Annotated in this window: 17 protein-coding genes; 2 read left to right on the top strand and 15 right to left on the bottom strand. The window is 41.2% G+C overall.

The window, feature by feature from the left end:
- Window positions 1–88: 88 nt before the first annotated feature.
- Window positions 89–835: a class A sortase gene (locus tag GMD6S_RS04010; protein ID WP_000018507.1), complete on the bottom strand. Its 747-nt coding sequence runs from the start codon at window positions 833–835 to the stop codon at window positions 89–91.
- Complete coding sequence (gyrA, locus tag GMD6S_RS04005; RefSeq protein ID WP_001154033.1) at window positions 835–3,303, bottom strand: DNA gyrase subunit A; 2,469 nt, start codon at window positions 3,301–3,303, stop codon at window positions 835–837. The genes GMD6S_RS04010 and gyrA overlap by 1 nt, the downstream gene beginning before the upstream one ends.
- Window positions 3,304–3,496: 193 nt before the next feature.
- Here gyrA and GMD6S_RS04000 point away from each other — a divergent pair, with 193 nt between their 5' ends.
- On the top strand, window positions 3,497–4,483 hold the full coding sequence (locus tag GMD6S_RS04000) for an L-lactate dehydrogenase (RefSeq protein WP_000204722.1): 987 nt from the start codon (window positions 3,497–3,499) through the stop codon (window positions 4,481–4,483).
- A 132-nt stretch (window positions 4,484–4,615) separates the two neighbouring features.
- On the opposite strand, the gene GMD6S_RS03995 is transcribed toward GMD6S_RS04000, so the two are convergent.
- Window positions 4,616–4,891, bottom strand: coding sequence for an HU family DNA-binding protein (locus GMD6S_RS03995; protein ID WP_001284636.1), 276 nt, complete (start codon window positions 4,889–4,891; stop codon window positions 4,616–4,618).
- A gap of 107 nt (window positions 4,892–4,998) precedes the next feature.
- Window positions 4,999–5,835, bottom strand: a complete 837-nt coding sequence (locus GMD6S_RS03990) for a DegV family protein (RefSeq protein WP_000195460.1) — start codon at window positions 5,833–5,835, stop codon at window positions 4,999–5,001.
- 141 nt (window positions 5,836–5,976) lie between these two features.
- On the opposite strand from GMD6S_RS03990, the gene GMD6S_RS03985 reads away from it, so the two are divergent.
- On the top strand, window positions 5,977–6,825 hold the full coding sequence (locus GMD6S_RS03985) for a YitT family protein (protein ID WP_000619787.1): 849 nt from the start codon (window positions 5,977–5,979) through the stop codon (window positions 6,823–6,825).
- Window positions 6,826–6,847: 22 nt separating this feature from the next.
- Here GMD6S_RS03985 and GMD6S_RS03980 read toward each other — a convergent pair whose 3' ends face one another.
- The 11 genes from GMD6S_RS03980 to rpsA all read right to left on the bottom strand — a co-directional run bounded on the left by GMD6S_RS03980 (window position 6,848) and on the right by rpsA (window position 18,033).
- Window positions 6,848–8,245, bottom strand: coding sequence for an APC family permease (locus GMD6S_RS03980; protein ID WP_001020295.1), 1,398 nt, complete (start codon window positions 8,243–8,245; stop codon window positions 6,848–6,850).
- A 212-nt stretch (window positions 8,246–8,457) separates the two neighbouring features.
- A complete protein-coding gene (locus GMD6S_RS03975; protein WP_000506262.1) occupies window positions 8,458–9,027 on the bottom strand; it encodes a hypothetical protein in 570 nt (189 codons plus the stop codon).
- A 19-nt stretch (window positions 9,028–9,046) separates the two neighbouring features.
- Entirely contained in the window at window positions 9,047–10,459 is a 1,413-nt protein-coding gene (gene sufB / locus GMD6S_RS03970; protein ID WP_000797071.1) for a Fe-S cluster assembly protein SufB, read from the bottom strand.
- A gap of 35 nt (window positions 10,460–10,494) precedes the next feature.
- Window positions 10,495–10,935 carry a Fe-S cluster assembly sulfur transfer protein SufU gene (sufU, locus tag GMD6S_RS03965; protein ID WP_001218474.1) on the bottom strand — a complete coding sequence of 147 codons (441 nt, stop codon included), beginning with the start codon at window positions 10,933–10,935 and terminating at the stop codon, window positions 10,495–10,497.
- Window positions 10,922–12,148, bottom strand: a complete 1,227-nt coding sequence (locus tag GMD6S_RS03960) for a cysteine desulfurase (protein WP_000887703.1) — start codon at window positions 12,146–12,148, stop codon at window positions 10,922–10,924. The genes sufU and GMD6S_RS03960 overlap by 14 nt, the downstream gene beginning before the upstream one ends.
- 10 nt (window positions 12,149–12,158) lie before the next feature.
- Window positions 12,159–13,421: a Fe-S cluster assembly protein SufD gene (sufD, locus tag GMD6S_RS03955; RefSeq protein WP_000159650.1), complete on the bottom strand. Its 1,263-nt coding sequence runs from the start codon at window positions 13,419–13,421 to the stop codon at window positions 12,159–12,161.
- A 27-nt stretch (window positions 13,422–13,448) separates the two neighbouring features.
- Window positions 13,449–14,219, bottom strand: coding sequence for a Fe-S cluster assembly ATPase SufC (gene sufC / locus GMD6S_RS03950; protein ID WP_000114489.1), 771 nt, complete (start codon window positions 14,217–14,219; stop codon window positions 13,449–13,451).
- A gap of 151 nt (window positions 14,220–14,370) precedes the next feature.
- Entirely contained in the window at window positions 14,371–14,565 is a 195-nt protein-coding gene (locus tag GMD6S_RS03945; RefSeq protein ID WP_000198269.1) for a DUF3272 family protein, read from the bottom strand.
- Between the two features lie 27 nt (window positions 14,566–14,592).
- A complete protein-coding gene (gene dnaX, locus GMD6S_RS03940; protein WP_000283848.1) occupies window positions 14,593–16,251 on the bottom strand; it encodes a DNA polymerase III subunit gamma/tau in 1,659 nt (552 codons plus the stop codon).
- Window positions 16,251–16,748 carry a GAF domain-containing protein gene (locus tag GMD6S_RS03935; protein WP_000887137.1) on the bottom strand — a complete coding sequence of 166 codons (498 nt, stop codon included), beginning with the start codon at window positions 16,746–16,748 and terminating at the stop codon, window positions 16,251–16,253. Before GMD6S_RS03935 ends, dnaX begins: the two co-directional genes overlap by 1 nt.
- Window positions 16,749–16,830: 82 nt before the next feature.
- Window positions 16,831–18,033, bottom strand: coding sequence for a 30S ribosomal protein S1 (gene rpsA / locus GMD6S_RS03930; RefSeq protein WP_001001617.1), 1,203 nt, complete (start codon window positions 18,031–18,033; stop codon window positions 16,831–16,833).
- Between the last annotated feature and the right edge of the window lie 222 nt (window positions 18,034–18,255).

Genomic DNA, 18,255 nt, shown 5'->3' with positions numbered 1-18,255 from the left:
CTTACAAACCTTTTTCATATGAACTATTTTGATTCTATTTGTTCATATAAAAAACCAGTGAAATAGCACTTCACTGGTTCATTCATTCTTAATATCGTTGTCTATACGGTTGATTAAAGGCCTTCAAAATATCCTCAGAAGTCTCAGAATAAGCCTTTGAGTCTTTGAAGATTCCTTTGACGATTATACGCTCGGTCTCATTATAATCAACACAAGTAACCAAAGTAATCTCCTGCACACCAATACGATCATCGATTTCGTCTACACGGTCTGGTGTAACACGTTTTACTTCTGTAATCTCATAAGTATAAACTTTATCCTTATCCGTCAGATAAATTTTCATACCCGATTTGGCATTGACCAAAGGTGAGAAGAGCATTTGACTGGCATTTTCAGCAGTAAAGATATGGTGACTTGCTAGAGAATAGTTCCCTTCTCCCATTTTTTGATCTGGTTTCATGGTCCCTGCTCCGTAGAACAAGTTTACATTATCCAAACCTTTAAAAATCGGTAAGTTTATCTCCACTTCGGGAATAGCAATACCTCCAATAACGGGAAGTTTCTGAGCATCCCATTGTGAAGCCAGTACAGCTTCGGATGAAATAGACTTAACAGAGTCAAAATCAAAATTCCCTTCGGTTTTTAGATTTTCATCTATATTTTCCTTAGTTACTTGATTGACTTGGTATTTATTGGTATTCCAGACCAAAAAGAGATCACGAATCTTTGAATTAAAAATTAAAGCTAGCGATAAAAGAATTAAGAAACCTGCTAAAATATTAATAAATAGATTTCTGCGCTTATTCTTCTTATTTTTCGTTTTTTTATGAGACATTATACTTCACCTTCTGTTTCAATTTCAGTCCCAACTTCTTCTTTTTCTGCCGCAGCAACCGTTGTAAAGGTCACAATCTTAGCATCCTGATCTAGACGCATCACCTTAACTCCCATAGTTGAGCGTCCCGTTTGTGAAATATTGGCAACGTTAGTACGGATCATGACACCTGTATCTGTGATAATCATCAGGTCTTCATCTCCTTTAACAGTAAGAAGACCTGCCAGAGGACCATTCTTCTCAGCAACATTGGCTGTCTTCATCCCTTTACCACCACGGCCTTTAGTAGGATATTCAGTAGCAAGTGTACGTTTACCATATCCTTTTTCAGTGATGATAAGAACTTCGTCTTGGTTTGTAATCACGCTAGCACCAACTACTGTGTCACCCTCACGAAGATTGACTCCTCGGACACCTGTCGCGATACGGCTCATGCCACGAACAGCTGATTGATTAAAGCGAACGGCATAACCAAACTTGGTACCAATGATAATATCCGTATCTTCTTCTGTCAGCAAGACATTAATCAGTTCATCTTCATCCTTGAGATTCAAAGCTTTAAGTCCATTTTGACGAATATTAGCGAACTCTTTAACACTGGTTCGTTTCACGATACCGTGACGGGTTGTGAAGAAGAGATAGGCGTCATCACTACGTTCAGACTCAACGTTGATAATGGTCTGAATACTCTCACCTTCGTCCAACTTCAATAGATTGACAACTGGCAATCCCTTAGCGGTACGACCATATTCAGGGATTTCATAACCTTTAAGGCGGTAGACACGTCCTTTATTAGTAAAGAAGAGCAGATGATCATGGGTGCTGGTTGAAACCAGCTCACGCACAAAGTCATCATCCTTAACCCCAGTACCTTGAACCCCACGGCCACCACGTTTTTGAGCAGTGAACTCACCTTGGTCCAAACGTTTGATATAGCCCTTGTTAGATAGGGTAATCAAGACATCCGTTTCTTCAATCAAATCTTCATCTTCAAGAGTTAAGACTTCTCCGATCATCAACTCCGTACGACGCTTGTCACCAAACTTGCGTTTGACTTCGTCCAATTCCTCTTTGATAATTTGCGCCACGCGCTCAGGTTTGGCAAGAATATCAGCCAAATCTGCAATCAAGGCAATTAATTCATCATATTCAGACTGAATCTTATCACGTTCCAATCCTGTCAAACGACGAAGACGCATATCAAGGATAGCTTGACTTTGACGCTCTGAAAGCTTAAACTTGCTCATCAACTCAGCTTGTGCTTCGGCATCTGTTTCACTTGCACGGATAATACGAATCACTTCGTCGATATGGTCAAGTGCAATTAGAAGACCTTCTAAGATGTGCGCACGCGCTTCTGCTTTTTCCTTGTCAAAATGTGTACGACGAACAACCACTTCTTTTTGGTGTTCGATATAAGCATCCAAAATTTGACGAAGGGACAAGATCTTTGGTACGCCATTTTGAATTGCCAGCATATTGAAACCAAAGTTGGTTTGCATCTGGGTCATCTTGAAAAGATTGTTGAGGATAACGTTGGCAGACGCGTCGCGTTTAACCTCGATTACAAAGCGAACGCCTTCACGGTTGGACTCATCACGTACTGCTGTAATGCCCTCAATCCGTTTTTCCTGAACCAAACGAACAATGTGCTCATGGACCTTGGTTTTGTTGACCATGTATGGAAATTCCGTTACAACGATTCGTTCACGGCCAGTCTTAGTTTCTTCGATTTCAGTACGAGAACGAAGAACAATAGAGCCTTTACCAGTTTCGTAGGCCTTATGAATACCTGATTTCCCCATAACAAGGGCACCAGTTGGAAAGTCTGGACCAGGCAAGACTTCCATCAAGTCCTTAGTAGTCACATCTGGATTGTCCATGACTAGCTTCACGGCATCAATGGTTTCACCTAGGTTGTGAGGAGGAATGTTGGTAGCCATCCCTACGGCAATCCCAGTTGCCCCATTGACCAAAAGGTTTGGAAAACGAGCTGGCAAAACCAAGGGTTCACGTTCATTGGCATCGTAGTTGTCTACGAAATCAACCGTGTTTTTATTGATGTCACGAAGCATTTCCAGAGCAATCTTGCTCATACGTGCCTCAGTATAACGCTGTGCGGCTGCACCATCCCCGTCCATAGAACCAAAGTTTCCATGCCCATCAACGAGCATGTAACGATAGCTCCACCACTGGGCCATACGAACCATAGCCTCATAAATAGACGAGTCTCCGTGAGGGTGGTATTTACCCATAACATCCCCTGTAATACGGGCTGATTTTTTATGGGGTTTGTCTGGAGTAACACCTAGTTCATTCATTCCGTATAGAATACGACGGTGAACTGGTTTTAAGCCATCTCGAACATCAGGAAGAGCCCGCGCTACGATAACACTCATGGCGTAGTCGATAAAGCTGGTCTTCATCTCCTTTGTCAGATTGACATTCACTAAATTTCTATCCTGCATTCATAAATGCCTCATTTCACTATTAGTAATTAGATATATTATACCATAATTTGTCCTTCATTTCAGTCTTTGAAAACCACTAAAACGTTTACATCGATAACCGAATAGAATATTCGTGACAAAGCTTTTCAAAAGTGATAGAATGAAATTGTCTGGGGATTCCCCTAAAAAAAATGAAGGAGATGTTTAGATAATGACTTCAACTAAACAACACAAAAAAGTGATCCTTGTTGGTGACGGTGCCGTAGGTTCATCTTATGCTTTCGCACTTGTTAACCAAGGAATTGCACAAGAGCTTGGAATTATCGAAATTCCACAATTACACGAAAAAGCTGTTGGTGATGCGCTTGACCTTAGCCACGCCCTTGCCTTCACTTCACCTAAAAAAATCTACGCTGCTCAATACTCTGACTGTGCAGACGCTGACCTTGTTGTTATCACTGCAGGTGCTCCTCAAAAACCAGGTGAAACTCGCCTTGACCTTGTAGGTAAAAACTTGGCAATCAACAAATCAATCGTAACACAAGTTGTTGAATCAGGTTTCGATGGTATCTTCCTTGTTGCAGCTAACCCAGTTGACGTTTTGACTTACTCAACTTGGAAATTCTCTGGATTCCCTAAAGAACGTGTTATCGGTTCAGGTACTTCACTTGACTCAGCACGTTTCCGTCAAGCACTTGCTGAAAAATTGGATGTTGATGCTCGTTCAGTTCACGCCTACATCATGGGTGAACACGGAGATTCTGAATTTGCGGTTTGGTCACACGCTAACATCGCTGGTGTAAACCTTGAAGAATTCCTTAAAGACACTCAAAACGTTCAAGAAGCTGAATTGATTGAATTGTTCGAAGGTGTTCGTGACGCTGCCTACACAATCATCAACAAAAAAGGAGCTACCTACTACGGTATCGCTGTAGCACTTGCTCGTATCACAAAAGCAATCCTTGATGACGAAAATGCAGTACTTCCACTTTCAGTCTTCCAAGAAGGGCAATACGGTGTTAAAAACGTCTTTATCGGTCAACCAGCTGTTGTTGGTGCACACGGTATCGTTCGTCCAGTAAACATTCCATTGAACGATGCTGAAACTCAAAAAATGCAAGCATCTGCTAAAGAATTGCAAGCTATCATTGATGAAGCATGGAAAAACCCTGAATTCCAAGCAGCTTCTAAAAACTAATGAAAAAAAGGTTCTCAAACATGGGAACCTTTTTCTTTTTGCAAAGAATCATAACATCAACTTCTCAAATAAACAAAAAAAGCCTATCGACCAAACAATGAAGCTTGATACAATAGGCTTTTTGAAAATTCATTATTTAACAGCGTCTTTAAGAGCTTTACCAGCTTTGAATGCTGGAACTTTAGAAGCTGCGATTTTGATTTCTTTACCAGTTTGTGGGTTGCGACCTTTACGTGCAGCACGCTCACGAACTTCAAAGTTACCGAAACCAATCAATTGAACTTTTTCACCAGCTGCAAGGTATTCAGTTACTGCTGCAAATACAGCGTCAACTGCTGCTGCTGAATCTTTCTTAGTCAATTCTGTAGCTTCTGCTACTTTAGCGATCAAATCTTGTTTGTTTGCCATGTTAACAAATCCTCCAAATAATTTCTAATTAACAAATATAATCATATCCTAAAATCGGCTATAGGTCAAGTCAAAAACACTATTTTGACCATTTTTTCTCTATTTTTTTAGGAATTGTAGCGAATTAGAATTGCCCAAGCATTCTCTCCAGTATGAGTTTGAATAATAGAGCCAGTTTCCAATACAGAGATTGGTTTCTCAACATAAGGTTGCAATAATGCCTTCATCTCATTCGCCCATTCGTTCGTTCCAGCATAGGAAATTCCAATTTCTGCTACTGATTTTTGGGAAAGAGTATTGGTTAATTCCTCAAGCCACTTTTTGAAAGTTTTCGCTCCACGTCCTTTGGCGATTGGTTGGAGTTCGTGGTTCTTCATCTGCATTACTACACGAATGTTCAAGAGTGAGCTTAGTAATCCTGTCACACGTCCAATACGACCACCCTTAACTAAGTTTTCTAGCGTCGAAACACCGATATAAAGTTCTGTATGATTTTTGACGTCCTCTACATGAGCTAAGATCGTTTCTAAGTCTTTACCCTCTTTGGCAAGTTTTGCGGCTTCAACTACTTGGAACTTCATTGCTTGATCTGTAAAGGAACTATCAATAACCGTTACATCAGCAGTTGAGAGGCTTGCCCCTTGGCGAGCAGCTTCCACAGTTCCAGACAAGGCATGGGACATGTGAATGGCGATAATTTGACTGCCATCTTGACCTAGCTCTTCAAAGACCTCAGCAAACACTCCTACAGGGGGCTGGCTTGTTTTAGGCAGATTCTTACTTTGTTGCATAAGATGAAGAAATTCTCCCTCTTTCAAATCTGCATCCGAATAAAGCACACTATCAATCATAACTGATAGAGGGACAACGGTGATATTTAATTCTTTAACTACTTCTGGTTCGATAGTAACAGAAGAGTCCGTTACAATTTTTACTTGTGTCATAATTCAATCTTTCTATTCTTCTCGATAGGATTGGGATTTTCTCCTTTATTATATCAAAAAAATGATAAAAAATCATAAGTGATCCGATGAAAAGAACTGAATTTTTGGTATAATCTATCTATAGAAAAGTGAGGAACAGCCATGATTCGAAAACTTCAACCGATTATCACCATTATTCTTGGAGCCGCTATCTATGCCTTCGGTCTTACTTACTTTGTTGTTCCTTATCATTTATTTGAGGGAGGGGCGACAGGTATTACCTTGATTACCTACTATCTTTTTAAGATTCCTGTCTCATTGATGAACCTCTTAATTAATATCCCTTTATTTATCCTGGCTTGGAAGATATTTGGACCTAAGACCCTATACTCCAGCCTTCTAGGATCTATTTCACTTTCCGTTTGGCTAGCAATCTTTGAGCGCATTCCTTTGCACATCGACTTGCAAGGGGATCTCATCATTGTCGCTTTAGTCTCAGGAGTCTTACTGGGGGTTGGTTTAGGAATTATCTTTAATGCTGGTGGAACCACTGGTGGCTCTGACATCGTTGCCCGTATCCTCAACAAATACACCAATATTTCGATTGGTAAATTACTCTTTGGGATTGACTTTTTCATCCTGATGTTGATTTTGATTATCTTCCAGGATCTTCGTCTCGTTACCTATACCCTCTTATTTGACTTTATCATCGCTCGTGTTATCGACTTGATCGGCGAAGGAGGTTATGCTGGTAAAGGATTTATGATTATTACCCAATATCCTGATCAATTGGCCAAAGAGATTAACGATGAACTCGGACGTGGCGTTACCTTTATATCTGGTCAAGGCTACTACAGCAAAAAGGATTTAAAAATTATCTACTGTATCGTCGGTCGGAACGAAATCGTTAAAATGAAAGATATGATTCACAAAATCGACCCTCAAGCCTTTATCACCATCACTGAGGCTCATGAAATTCTGGGTGAAGGATTTACTTATGTGAAAGATTAAAAAAGCTGGGAATTCCCAGCTTTTATTCTTCTTCTGCGAGGGTTGAATGGCGGAACCCGTAAGTAAAGTAAATGACTAGACCAACTAAAAGAGCAATGCCAAAGGCAATCCAGGTATCTAGACTATATTGAAGCATAAAGGAAACACAGATAAGGATGGAAAGAATTGGCAAGAGTGGTACCAAAGGAGTTTTAAACTCTCCCTCTTTTGGCATGCCCTTATCCTTTCTGAGTTTTATTATTCCGTAGGCTAGCAAAATCAGATAAGCTAGCGTACAAATATTTAAGAAGGATGCAATACTGGCTAGAGGAAACACTCCTGCAGCAATAGCTGAAGCAACTCCTGTTAAAAGGGTCGCATTTTTAGGAACGCGACTAGTCTTGCTTAATTGTTTGAAACTTTGAGGTAAAAGTCCATCACGCGCTAAGCTATAAATCATCCGAGATAAAGCATAAGTCATAGAGATACATACGGTTATCAGGGTTAAAATGGCTACAAGCGAAACATAATTTGCTGCCCAGCCGATACCAATACTCCGTAATGAAAATGCTACTGCATCGTCCACATTGAGTTTACTGTAGTGAACAATCCCTGTCAATACTAAGGTTACCAAAGCATAGAGAATGGTGACGATTGTCAGAGAAAGGACAATTCCGCGAGGAATATTTTTTTGCGGGCTTTGAATTTCATCAACTGCCATGGAAATTGACTCAAATCCGAGAAAACCAAAGAACATCAAAGATGCGCCAGCCATAATCCCAGTACTTCCACCATATAGTTGACCAAAGCCAAAAGGAGCAAAATTCGACCAATTTTCAGGTTTGATGTACCAAATACCAACTAGGATAAATAAGGCGAGAGCTGAGAATTTCAAGACCACTAAAAGCGAATTAAATCGCAAAGCTGCCTTTGAATTTAATAAAACCAATCCCGTTACCAAGGTCAGTACTAAAATAGGCAGAAGATCGATATAGGTACCTTGTTCAGGGTTAAAGGTTCCATTCAAGGCTTGGGGCATGGAGATACCATAATTACTGAGCAATCCCTTAAAGTAAGCTGCCCAGCCAGACGCCACACCTGAAACAGCCGTCATGAATTCCATGATGGTCAACCAACCAGCAATCCAGGCTGGCAATTCTCCTAGAATCGCATAGAGATAACTATAAGCACCACCAGTAGCAGGCACACAAGAGGCAAATTCTGCGAAAAAGAGGGCTGATAGAGAAACACACAGAGCAGAAATCACAATGGAAATCACTAATGAGGGACCAGCTAGGGTAGCCGCTGCTGTTCCTGTAATGGTGAAAATCCCTGTCCCCACCATGGCACCAATCCCTAGAAGAATCAAATCCCACAATTTCAAATGGCGATGCATTTCTGTCTGTCTCAGACTAACATCCTTGGTTCTAAAAATATTCATTCTTCTTCTCCACTAAATGTAATTGTTTTATTTTACCATATAAAAGCAGTTTTGTGAATATTTATTAGGTTCTTTTTTAAAAAAATTCTGAACAGAAAGGATTCCTGTTCAGAATTTGCATTTTTACCCAGTGATTCTTTCAATTATTTACTCATCAAGCGATTAAGCTCAACAGTATACTCCATTGAAAGTTTTTGGGGATTTGGGATTTTTTAAACTTCAAAGTAAGGGAACGGACGGTCACTATCTAGAGGACGATTTGGAACTTCTTGTTCCAAAATAGCGCGCCAACCAGATACCAATTCTTCAAAAGTCAGTTGTGCTTCTGGAGAAGCTGTTGTAAGCTTTCGCCCAAACCAAGCCATGGTTGCAGTTTCAAACTGAAGCATAGCGTACTGGATTACTGGTACATTTGCCTCTTCATAATTTTCATTTACTGCACGCGCTACTTCTGCCGCTTGCGGAAGGAGTTGATTGCTGATTTTATCAACAACTGTCGCATCCATCTCTCTCCATGAAAGAAGTTGACCATTTACCTGATAAAAGAGCTCAAAGGTTTCTTGATTTTCCTTGAAATTAGTAAGAACAAAAGCACGTTCCACGGCCTCAGGACCACCAGCAGCTTTTACAGCGTTTATCAAGAGGTTTTGTTCCATTTGTCGCCAATAATCATCTGCTTCTTCTGCTAAATCAATTGTAAAAGGTGGAACAATTTCCTCGACAGGAATTTCACCTTTATTCGCTTTTTCAACATTACCGAATAATTTTTTTAAAAATCCCATTTGCTTCTCCTTTTTGGATTTATCCGACTGAACCTTCCATTTCATAGCTAATCAAGCGGTTCAGCTCAACTGCGTATTCCATTGGAAGTTCTTTAGTGAAGGGCTCTACAAATCCCATAACGATCATCTCAGTAGCTTCAGATTCTGACAAACCACGACTCATGAGGTAGTAGAGTTGTTCCTCTGAAATCTTAGATACCTTGGCCTCGTGTTCCAAAGCAACTTGCGAGTTGTGAATTTCATTAAACGGAATGGTATCTGACGCTGATAAGTCATCCATGATAATGGTATCACACTCGATGTGAGAAACAGATTTCTTAGAGTTCTTGTTAAAGGTTACTTGTCCACGATAGTCCACCTTTCCTCCGCCTTTAGCAATGGATTTAGACACGATAGACGAGCTTGTATGTGGAGCGTTGTGGATCATCTTGGCACCCGTATCTTGGTGTTGCCCTGCATTGGCAAAGGCGATAGAGAGCATGGTTCCACGCGCTCCTTCTCCATCAAGGTAAACAGACGGGTATTTCATGGTTGTTTTAGCACCCAAGTTACCATCAATCCACTCAACAGTCGCATCTTTCAAAGCTTTGGCACGTTTTGTTACCAAGTTATAGACATTATCAGACCAGTTTTGGATGGTTGTATAACGCATATAAGCTCCGTCCAAAGCGAAAATTTCTACAATGGCAGCGTGCAAGCTGTTACTTGAATAAGTTGGCGCTGTACAGCCTTCTACGTAGTGGACGCTTGCTCCTTCATCAACAATAATCAAGGTACGTTCGAACTGACCTGTATTTTCGTTGTTGATACGGAAGTAGGTTTGAAGTGGAATATCTACCTTGACACCTTTTGGCACGTAGATAAAGGTTCCACCCGACCATACTGCAGAGTTGAGGGCTGCCAACTTGTTATCAGTCGGTGGTACCAACTTCGCAAAGTATTGTTTAAACAAGTCTGGGTATTCCTTGAGGGCAGAATCCGTATCTGTAAAGATAATACCCAATTTCTGGAACTCTTCCTTCATGTTATGGTAAACCACTTCTGACTCATACTGGGCAGAAGCTCCTGCTAGATAAGCACGCTCAGCTTCTGGAATCCCAATACGTTCAAAGGTTTCTTTGATTTTCTCAGGAACTTCATCCCAAGAACGGGCAGGTTTATCAGAAGGTTTTTGGTAGTAGATCAAGTCATCAAAGTCAATCTCTGACAAGTCTGCTCCCCAGGTTTGCATAGGCATTTTTTTGAAGGTTTCATAAGACTTCAAACGGAATTCTAACATCCACTCAGGTTCACCCTTAGCAGCAGATAATTCACGAATAACACCTTCGTTGAGTCCTTTTCCTGTCGATAGGACAGGCTCTACATCGTCATGGAAACCAAATTTATATTCACCAAGGTCAATTGGTTTTGGTTCTACTCTTTCTTCAGCCATAATATCCTTTCTTTCATTATATATTTCTATGTTTCTTATTTATCTTCTTGATTTTCAATTGTCTTCTTAAGGGCATTCCAAGCTAGAGTTGCACACTTAATCCGTTGTGGGAATTTGGCAACACCTGATAAGAAAGCTGCATCTCCAAGTTGGTCTTGGCGGTCATCCTTTTGCCCTTGAACCATTTCAGAAAAAATGGTCGCAAGTTCTAAAATTTCTTGTTTGGTCTTGCCTAAAACTGCATCTGTCATCATACTAGCAGAGGCAGTTGAAATCGTGCATCCTGAATTTAGAAAAGCAATATCTTCCAAACGGTCCTCTGCGTCAAACTTGACAGAGAGGTTGATAACATCCCCACAGGTTGGATTATTGAGACTGATTTGCTCAGCGTCTTCTAACTTCCCTTGGTGATGTGGATTTTTCGAATGGTCTGCCACCACTGCCATATAAAGGCTATCTAGTTTAGAAAGTGCCATTGAAAAACTCCTTTGTCTTTTGTAGGGCATCGACTAGCTTGTCACAATCTGCCTTGGTATTGTAGATATAAAAACTTGCACGAGCTGTTGCTGGGACTTCCAAATACTGAAGCAAAGGTTGGGCGCAATGGTGACCAGCACGAACAGCCACTCCTTCATAATCAAGTGCTGTAGCTAGGTCATGGGGATGAAGATCACTTAGGTTAAAGGCAATGACACCTGAACGTTGAGCCAGGTCCTGCGAACCATAAATGGTCAAGCCTTCAATGGCCTGCAATTTTGGATAGACGTATGCAATCAATTCTTGTTCATGCGCTTCAATGGCATCCATGCCAATCTTTTCCAGATAATCCACTGCTGCAGCAAGTCCGATAGCACCTGCCATATTTGGCGTTCCAGCCTCAAATTTCCAAGGCAATTCCTTCCAACTAGCAGATTGCTCATAGACGAAATCAATCATCTCGCCACCAAATTCAACTGGAGACATTTGTTCCAGATACTTTTCTTTACCGTAAAGCACACCGATGCCAGTCGGACCAGCCATCTTGTGACCTGAAAAGGCGAAGAAGTCCACATCCAAGTCCTGGACATCAATCTTCATATGAGGCGTAGATTGAGCACCATCCACTACCATGATAGCTCCAACTTGGTGGGCCAATTTCGTGATTTCCTTGATAGGATTGACCACACCAAGAACATTTGAGGCTTGAGCTAGAGAGACAAACTTGACTTTATCAGTCAATTTAGCGCGCAAATCCTCCATATCCAGAGCCCCGTCCTTGAGATAAACATAGACAAGCTCTGCCCCAGTCTTGCGACAAGCTTCCTGCCATGGAATGATATTAGAATGGTGTTCCATTACTGAAATCAAGACTTGGTCTCCCTCAGTCAGAATTTCCTCAGCGAAGCGTGCCACCCAGTTAAGGCTGGTTGTCGTTCCTCTGGTAAAGAGAACTTCCTTTGTAGAGCCTGCATTGATAAACTTACGAATGGTTTCACGAGCAGCTTCATAAGAAGCTGTTGCTCGCTCCGCCAAGGTATGAACACCACGGTGAACATTGGCATTGTCCTGCTCATAGTAGCGGTTAATCGTTTCAAGAACTGCTAGTGGTTTTTGTGTCGTCGCAGCATTGTCCAGATAGACCAGAGGTTCATCGTTGACAATCTGGTCCAAAATTGGAAAATCCTTGCGAATCGCTTCTACATCTAACATAGGCTTCCCCTTAGCGTTTTGACAATTTTTCTTCGATAGTTGCAATCATTTCGTCACGAACTTCTTTGACTGGAATCTCAACAATTACGGAGCCAAGGAAACCACGAACAACCAAACGCTCAGCAGTCGCCTTGTCCAAGCCACGGCTCATGAGGTAGTACATATCTTCTGGATCCACCTGACCGATAGAAGCCGCGTGACCTGCAGTTACGTCATTTTCATCAATCAAAAGAATGGGGTTGGCATCTGAACGCGCCTGATCTGAAAGCATGAGAACACGACTTTCTTGCTGCGCATCAGCTCCCTTAGCACCCTTGATAATGTGTCCAATACCATTGAAGGTCAAAGTTGCTTTTTCAAGGATAACCCCATGTTGGAGGATATTTCCGATAGAGTTGCAACCATAGTTAGTCACTCGAGTATCAATCCCTTGAACCTGACGGCCACTTGAAAGAGCTACGACTTTAAGGTCAGCATGGCTACCATTTCCAATCAAATCGCTATCAAAATCAGCAACAACATTTCCTTCGTTCATGACACCGATTGCCCAGTCAATGCTTGCATCGTTGCCTAGTTTACCACGACGGCTAATGTAGGCCGTGACATTTTCACCTAAACGGTCAATGGCCGCAAATTTCACTTGCGCACCAGAACGAGCAATCACTTCAACTGTGATATTGGCAGTTGCTTTCGCACTACCTTCGCCACGTGACTCTAAACGCTCCAGATAACTAATCTTAGAATTTTTACCAGCGATAATCATAATATGCTTGTTAAATGGCACATCGCTATCGCTGTCTTGGTAGAAAATTCCTTCGATTGGCTCTGTAATCTCAACATTATCAGGAATGTAGAGAACAGCACCACTGTTAAAGTAAGCTGTATGGTAGGCTGCCAACTTGTCATCGTCATACTTAACAGATGACATGAAGAATTCCTCGATAAGTTCGGGAATTTCTTCTAAAGCTGAGTGGAAGTCTGTAAAGATTACTCCTTGTTCAGCCAATTCAACTGGAGTTTGTTCAAAAACAGTCTGCGTTCCTACTTGCACCAACTTCAAGTGATTATCTAGAGCCGTGAAGTCAGGAACATTTGCTGAAGGTTCACTTTCTTTGATGGTTCCATCTCCCAGATTCCAACGGTGAAATTTGACACGCTCAATAACTGGTAATTCTAAACTCTCAATCTTATCAAAAGCTTTTTGACGGAGGTCAGCCAACCAGCTTGGTTCAGCGTGCATTTCTGAAAAAAGTTTAATATTCTCTTTAGTCATTTACTTCTCCTAAAAGATACGAGGGAATTACAATTCTTCCTTGTAGTCATAGCCAAGTTCTTCAGCTAGTTTCGCGTATCCTTCACGTTCCAAGCGTGCAGCCAATTCTGGACCACCAGAAAGGACAACACGACCTTCCATCATCACGTGGACCACGTCTGGTGTGATGTAGTTCAAGAGACGTTGGTAGTGAGTGATAATCATAGCACCAAAGCCTTCACCACGCATTGCATTGACACCTTTAGACACAACTTTAAGGGCGTCAATATCAAGACCTGAGTCAATCTCATCCAAGAGAGCAAAAGTTGGTTCCAACATCAAGAGTTGAAGAATTTCATTACGTTTTTTCTCACCACCTGAGAAACCTTCGTTGAGGTAACGCTCTGCCATTTCTTCTTTCATGTTGAGCAATTCCATTTTCTCGTCTAGTTTAGTGATGAACTCACGAACTGAAATCTTTTCATCATCTTCTTTACCAGCATTCATGGCTGCACGAAGAAACTCTGCGTTGGTAATTCCAGGGATTTCAGATGGGTATTGCATAGCCAGGAAAAGTCCCATACGCGCACGCTCGTCTACTTCCAACTCAAGGATATTTACACCATCAAACAAGACCTCCCCTTTAGTAACCTCATAGTTAGGGTTTCCCATGATAGCTGCAGAAAGAGTCGATTTACCAGTACCATTTGGTCCCATGATAGCTGCGATTTCTCCTGTTTTCAGAGTCAGATTGACCCCTTTCAAAATTTCTTTTCCTTCAATCTCAACGTGAAGATCTTTGATCTCTAATACTGACATGATAGTTCCTTTCTTTTTCTGGCCTACTTCCTTTATCCTTAAAGAAATCACTTACATTTCTCTAAAAATAAAAGAAAAGGTCCATAAATATACTCTACTAGTATAACAAAAAAAAGCCTAAAAGGCTTTGATTTTGTTTAGAAGCTAGTGACTAATCCTTGCGGTTTAGGTGCTGATCAATAGCATCTACTATTTTCCCCATTACATAACTTAACCTAAAATTTCGAAAAAGTAGAATGGCCCAAAAGGCTGCCATGAAATAGCGACCCGTCATCCAAGCTTCATTGAAAAAATAAGTCTCAGCAGCAGTAAATAGTGCTATCACGATAAATTGTTGTCTAGTCATAGGATTATTGTACCATGAAATCCACTTTTAGTCTTCTTCGACCATGACTTTATCAGCCAGAAATTCAAATCCCTCTGGAATTAGGCTTTCTTCTTCTACCTCTTGATCTGCCTGAGAAGACTTGTTTTTAGCTGAAAATGCTGCACGAACCTCTTTCCATTCCTCTAGGGAAATTGCCAGGATTTCAGGTGAAAATCCAGCCGCCTGGCTGAGAATATTGCCAAACATGGTATTGAGGTTATCCCGTTTCATGGTTTGCCCTGCATTGAAATTAGACTCAAAAGCTAAAATTGCATGGTGTTCGTTGGCTGCAACTGGTTGAGAACCAACAAGAAGAGCCTTATCAGGACCAGCTAAGCTTTCAATCACTTCTCCCCATGCATTCTGGAGTCTAATCAAGTTTTGCCGTGCCAATTCAGGATTTTCAACAGCTTCTTGTAGGATAGCCTGAACCTTATTACGGTCTACTCGATAGACTGTCTTGGAAGTGGCTGGACGGCTAGGGACTGGCGCCACTTGTTTAGGAGCTGTTTCAACATTGGCAAGTTCTTGTTTAAGACGGGCGACTTCCTGTCTCAGTGCAGAAATTTCACTTTCAACAGTTCCCGAAACCGCAGATTCAGGCTTAATCTCCGCTAAACGAATGGTCATCATCTCAGCATAAATCTTAGGTTGTAGACTAGCTTTCATATCTGCCAAGCTCACAGTCGCTATTCGAATCATTTCAAAGAGACTTTCCTGAGAAAGAGCTAGATTGTCCATAAAAACTGGACTATGATGAGTATTTTCACCACCTGTCTGAACAACCAGTAGATCCCGCAAATACTGCAAGAGATCCGTCACAAAACGAGTCATGCTCTTGCCATTTTCAAACAAAAGATTCAAAGAATCGAGTGCTTTGGGGACATCCTGTTGGGCCAAAGCGGCCACATAGTCATCTAGAGCTGATAGACTAATAGTGCCTGTAATCTCCTCAGAAATAGCTGTCGTTAAAGCATTCCCTTGCGTCAAACTCAAGGCTTGGTCCAGAATAGACAAGGCATCCCGCATCCCACCTTCAGCCCGTCTAGCAATGATTTCCACAGCCTCTGGTTCAGAACTAATATTTTCTTTTTCTAAAATATGATGAATATGTGCCGTGATATCTTGAGTTCGAATCGATTTAAACTCAAAACGTTGGACACGCGATAAAATAGTTGCTGGAATTTTGTGCAATTCGGTGGTCGCCAAGATAAAGACAACATTCTGAGTTGGTTCTTCAAGGGTCTTCAAAAGCGCATTAAAAGCTCCTGTAGACAACATATGAACCTCGTCTATGATATAGACCTTATACCGTGCTAAACTAGGAGCGTAAGTAGATTTATCACGAATTTCACGGATCTCATCGACTCCGTTATTCGAAGCCGCATCCATTTCGATAACATCTTCTAGGCTACCTTCTGTCACTGCCTGACAGATATAACAGTTATTACATGGTTCTCCGTCTACCTGGTTTGGACAGTTCATAGCCTTGGCAAAAATCTTGGCTACACTGGTTTTCCCAGTTCCACGAGGGCCCGAGAAAAGATAAGCGTGACTAATCTTTTCCTGCTCAACTGCTTGTTTTAGGGTTTTAGCCACAACCTCTTGACCTACCAGTTGTGAAAAAGTCTGGCTTCTATATTTTCGATAAAGTGCTTGATACATTAGGCTTTCTCCTCAAACATCGTAAAGTCCCATTCTGTCTTATCAAGCAAAATAGCGACAAATTGTTCCAAGTAATCACGGTCAATGGCATTGTAATCATCAATAAGTGAAGAATCCAAGTCTAAGACACCCAGCAATCGACCATTCTTGAGCATGGGAACCACGATTTCACTCTTGGCCATACTATCACAAGAAATGTAGTTTGGATAGGTGCTCACATCGCCAACCAAAACAGTCTCTTGAAACGCAGCAGCTTCTCCACACACGCCTTTTCCAAGCGGGATGCGAATGCAAGAAACCCCACCCTGAAAAGGTCCTAAAACCAACTCGCTACCATCAAACAGATAAAATCCTGCAAATACAGTATTGGGAAAGCGAGATTTTAGGAGGGCACTAGCATTCGAAAGATTGGCAAGAACATTACTCTCACCTTCAAGTAAATAAGAGAGTTCCTCATTTAACAATTGATATTGTGATTGTTTTTCTGAATCTAACATAGAACTATTATATCAAAAATGAGAAAGAGACAAAAGAAAAATCCCTTGTTTTAAACAAAGGATTTTGTGATTATCAATTTGATTAAAGTTCGATATCACCGAACAAGTCAGCCATTGAGAATCCTGTTTGTGTTTCTGGAAGTTCGAAATCACGTTTTTCTTGACGTTTTGGACGACGTGGACGAGCAGCACGTTTTTCTTCTTTTTGTCCTTCTTCTTGAGCTGGACGCTCTTCAAGAGCTTTGATAGAAAGTGATACACGTTCTGCGTCAGCGTTAACATCAAGGACTTTAACAGTAACTTCTTGACCAACAGTAAGAGCTTCTTTTGGATTTTCGATACGTTTGTGTGAAATTTGTGATACGTGAACAAGTCCATCGATACCTGGCAACACTTCAACAAATGCACCGAAGTCAGTCAAACGTTTAACTGTTCCTTCTACTACATCACCTTTAGCCAATTTTTGCTCAACGCCATCCCATGGTCCAGGTGTTGTTGCTTTAAGTGAAAGTGATACGCGTCCTTCTTCTTCGTTAAGATCAAGGATCTTCACTTCGATTTCTTCACCAACAGTTACAACTGATTTAGGTGAAACGTTACGTTCGTGTGACAACTCAGTCAAGTGAACCAATCCGTCAACACCACCAAGGTCGATGAAAGCACCGAAGCTTGTGATACGAGCAACTTTACCAGTTACTACATCACCAACAGCCAATTTACCGAATACTTCAGCACGAGCTGCTGCAGTAGCTGCTTCAACAACTTCACGACGTGAAAGGATGAAGCGGTTCTCTTTAGGATCAACTTCCTTGATTTTAGCATCAAATTCTTGACCTACGAAACGCTCAGTGTTACGTACGAAACGAGTATCCAACATTGAAGCTGGGATAAATCCACGAACACCTTCAAATTCTACTGAAAGTCCACCTTTAACGGCACGAGTTCCTTTAACAGTAACAACTTCTTCTTCGCGTCCTACAAGTTTGTCCCATGCTTTGCGAGCTTCAAGGCGTTTTTTAGATACAAGGTATGTAACTGTATCAGTATCTTTACCAACTACTTGACGAAGTACAAGAACATCCAATACTTCTCCTACTTTCACAAAGTCATTGATATCTGCATCGCGATCGTTTGTCAATTCGCGAAGAGTCAAGACACCTTCAACACCAGTCCCAGAGATTGCAACGTTAGCTTGAGTCGCATCAACTGTCAATACTTCAGCACTAACAACATCACCAGGCTCAACTTGGCTAACGCTATTTAGCAAATCTTCAAATTCATTCATCTAAAAAATCCTCCAACAATCAAGTTTTTTCAAACTTGACATACTTATAATTTTTTTCCTAAGCACCCGCAAAGACATGTTCATATCGTTCACGTCTTTCAATTATAAAAATAAAATACCCTAAGATATTTTTCTTTTTATCTTGAATTTATTACCTAAGAACTGGGGTAGCTGGATTCGAACCAACGCATGAGGGAGTCAAAGTCCCTTGCCTTACCGCTT

The organism is Streptococcus sp. GMD6S (assembly GCF_000297015.1).
Note: the sequence above shows the minus strand (reverse complement) of the source record. Positions and strands in the feature narration are given on the sequence as shown.

Coding starts and splice junctions, on each gene's coding strand:
- GMD6S_RS03935 (WP_000887137.1), bottom strand. CDS start 16,748: ATGTTAGATTCAGAAAAACAATCACAATATCAATTGTTAAATGAGGAA.
- GMD6S_RS03975 (WP_000506262.1), bottom strand. CDS start 9,027: ATGGGATTTTTAAAAAAATTATTCGGTAATGTTGAAAAAGCGAATAAA.
- sufC (WP_000114489.1), bottom strand. CDS start 14,219: ATGTCAGTATTAGAGATCAAAGATCTTCACGTTGAGATTGAAGGAAAA.
- GMD6S_RS03980 (WP_001020295.1), bottom strand. CDS start 8,245: ATGAATATTTTTAGAACCAAGGATGTTAGTCTGAGACAGACAGAAATG.
- GMD6S_RS04010 (WP_000018507.1), bottom strand. CDS start 835: ATGTCTCATAAAAAAACGAAAAATAAGAAGAATAAGCGCAGAAATCTA.
- GMD6S_RS03995 (WP_001284636.1), bottom strand. CDS start 4,891: ATGGCAAACAAACAAGATTTGATCGCTAAAGTAGCAGAAGCTACAGAA.
- sufU (WP_001218474.1), bottom strand. CDS start 10,935: ATGGCACTTTCTAAACTAGATAGCCTTTATATGGCAGTGGTGGCAGAC.
- GMD6S_RS03960 (WP_000887703.1), bottom strand. CDS start 12,148: ATGTTAGATGTAGAAGCGATTCGCAAGGATTTTCCAATTTTGGACCAG.
- GMD6S_RS03985 (WP_000619787.1), top strand. CDS start 5,977: ATGATTCGAAAACTTCAACCGATTATCACCATTATTCTTGGAGCCGCT.
- dnaX (WP_000283848.1), bottom strand. CDS start 16,251: ATGTATCAAGCACTTTATCGAAAATATAGAAGCCAGACTTTTTCACAA.
- rpsA (WP_001001617.1), bottom strand. CDS start 18,033: ATGAATGAATTTGAAGATTTGCTAAATAGCGTTAGCCAAGTTGAGCCT.
- GMD6S_RS03945 (WP_000198269.1), bottom strand. CDS start 14,565: ATGACTAGACAACAATTTATCGTGATAGCACTATTTACTGCTGCTGAG.
- GMD6S_RS03990 (WP_000195460.1), bottom strand. CDS start 5,835: ATGACACAAGTAAAAATTGTAACGGACTCTTCTGTTACTATCGAACCA.
- GMD6S_RS04000 (WP_000204722.1), top strand. CDS start 3,497: ATGACTTCAACTAAACAACACAAAAAAGTGATCCTTGTTGGTGACGGT.
- sufD (WP_000159650.1), bottom strand. CDS start 13,421: ATGACTAAAGAGAATATTAAACTTTTTTCAGAAATGCACGCTGAACCA.
- sufB (WP_000797071.1), bottom strand. CDS start 10,459: ATGGCTGAAGAAAGAGTAGAACCAAAACCAATTGACCTTGGTGAATAT.
- gyrA (WP_001154033.1), bottom strand. CDS start 3,303: ATGCAGGATAGAAATTTAGTGAATGTCAATCTGACAAAGGAGATGAAG.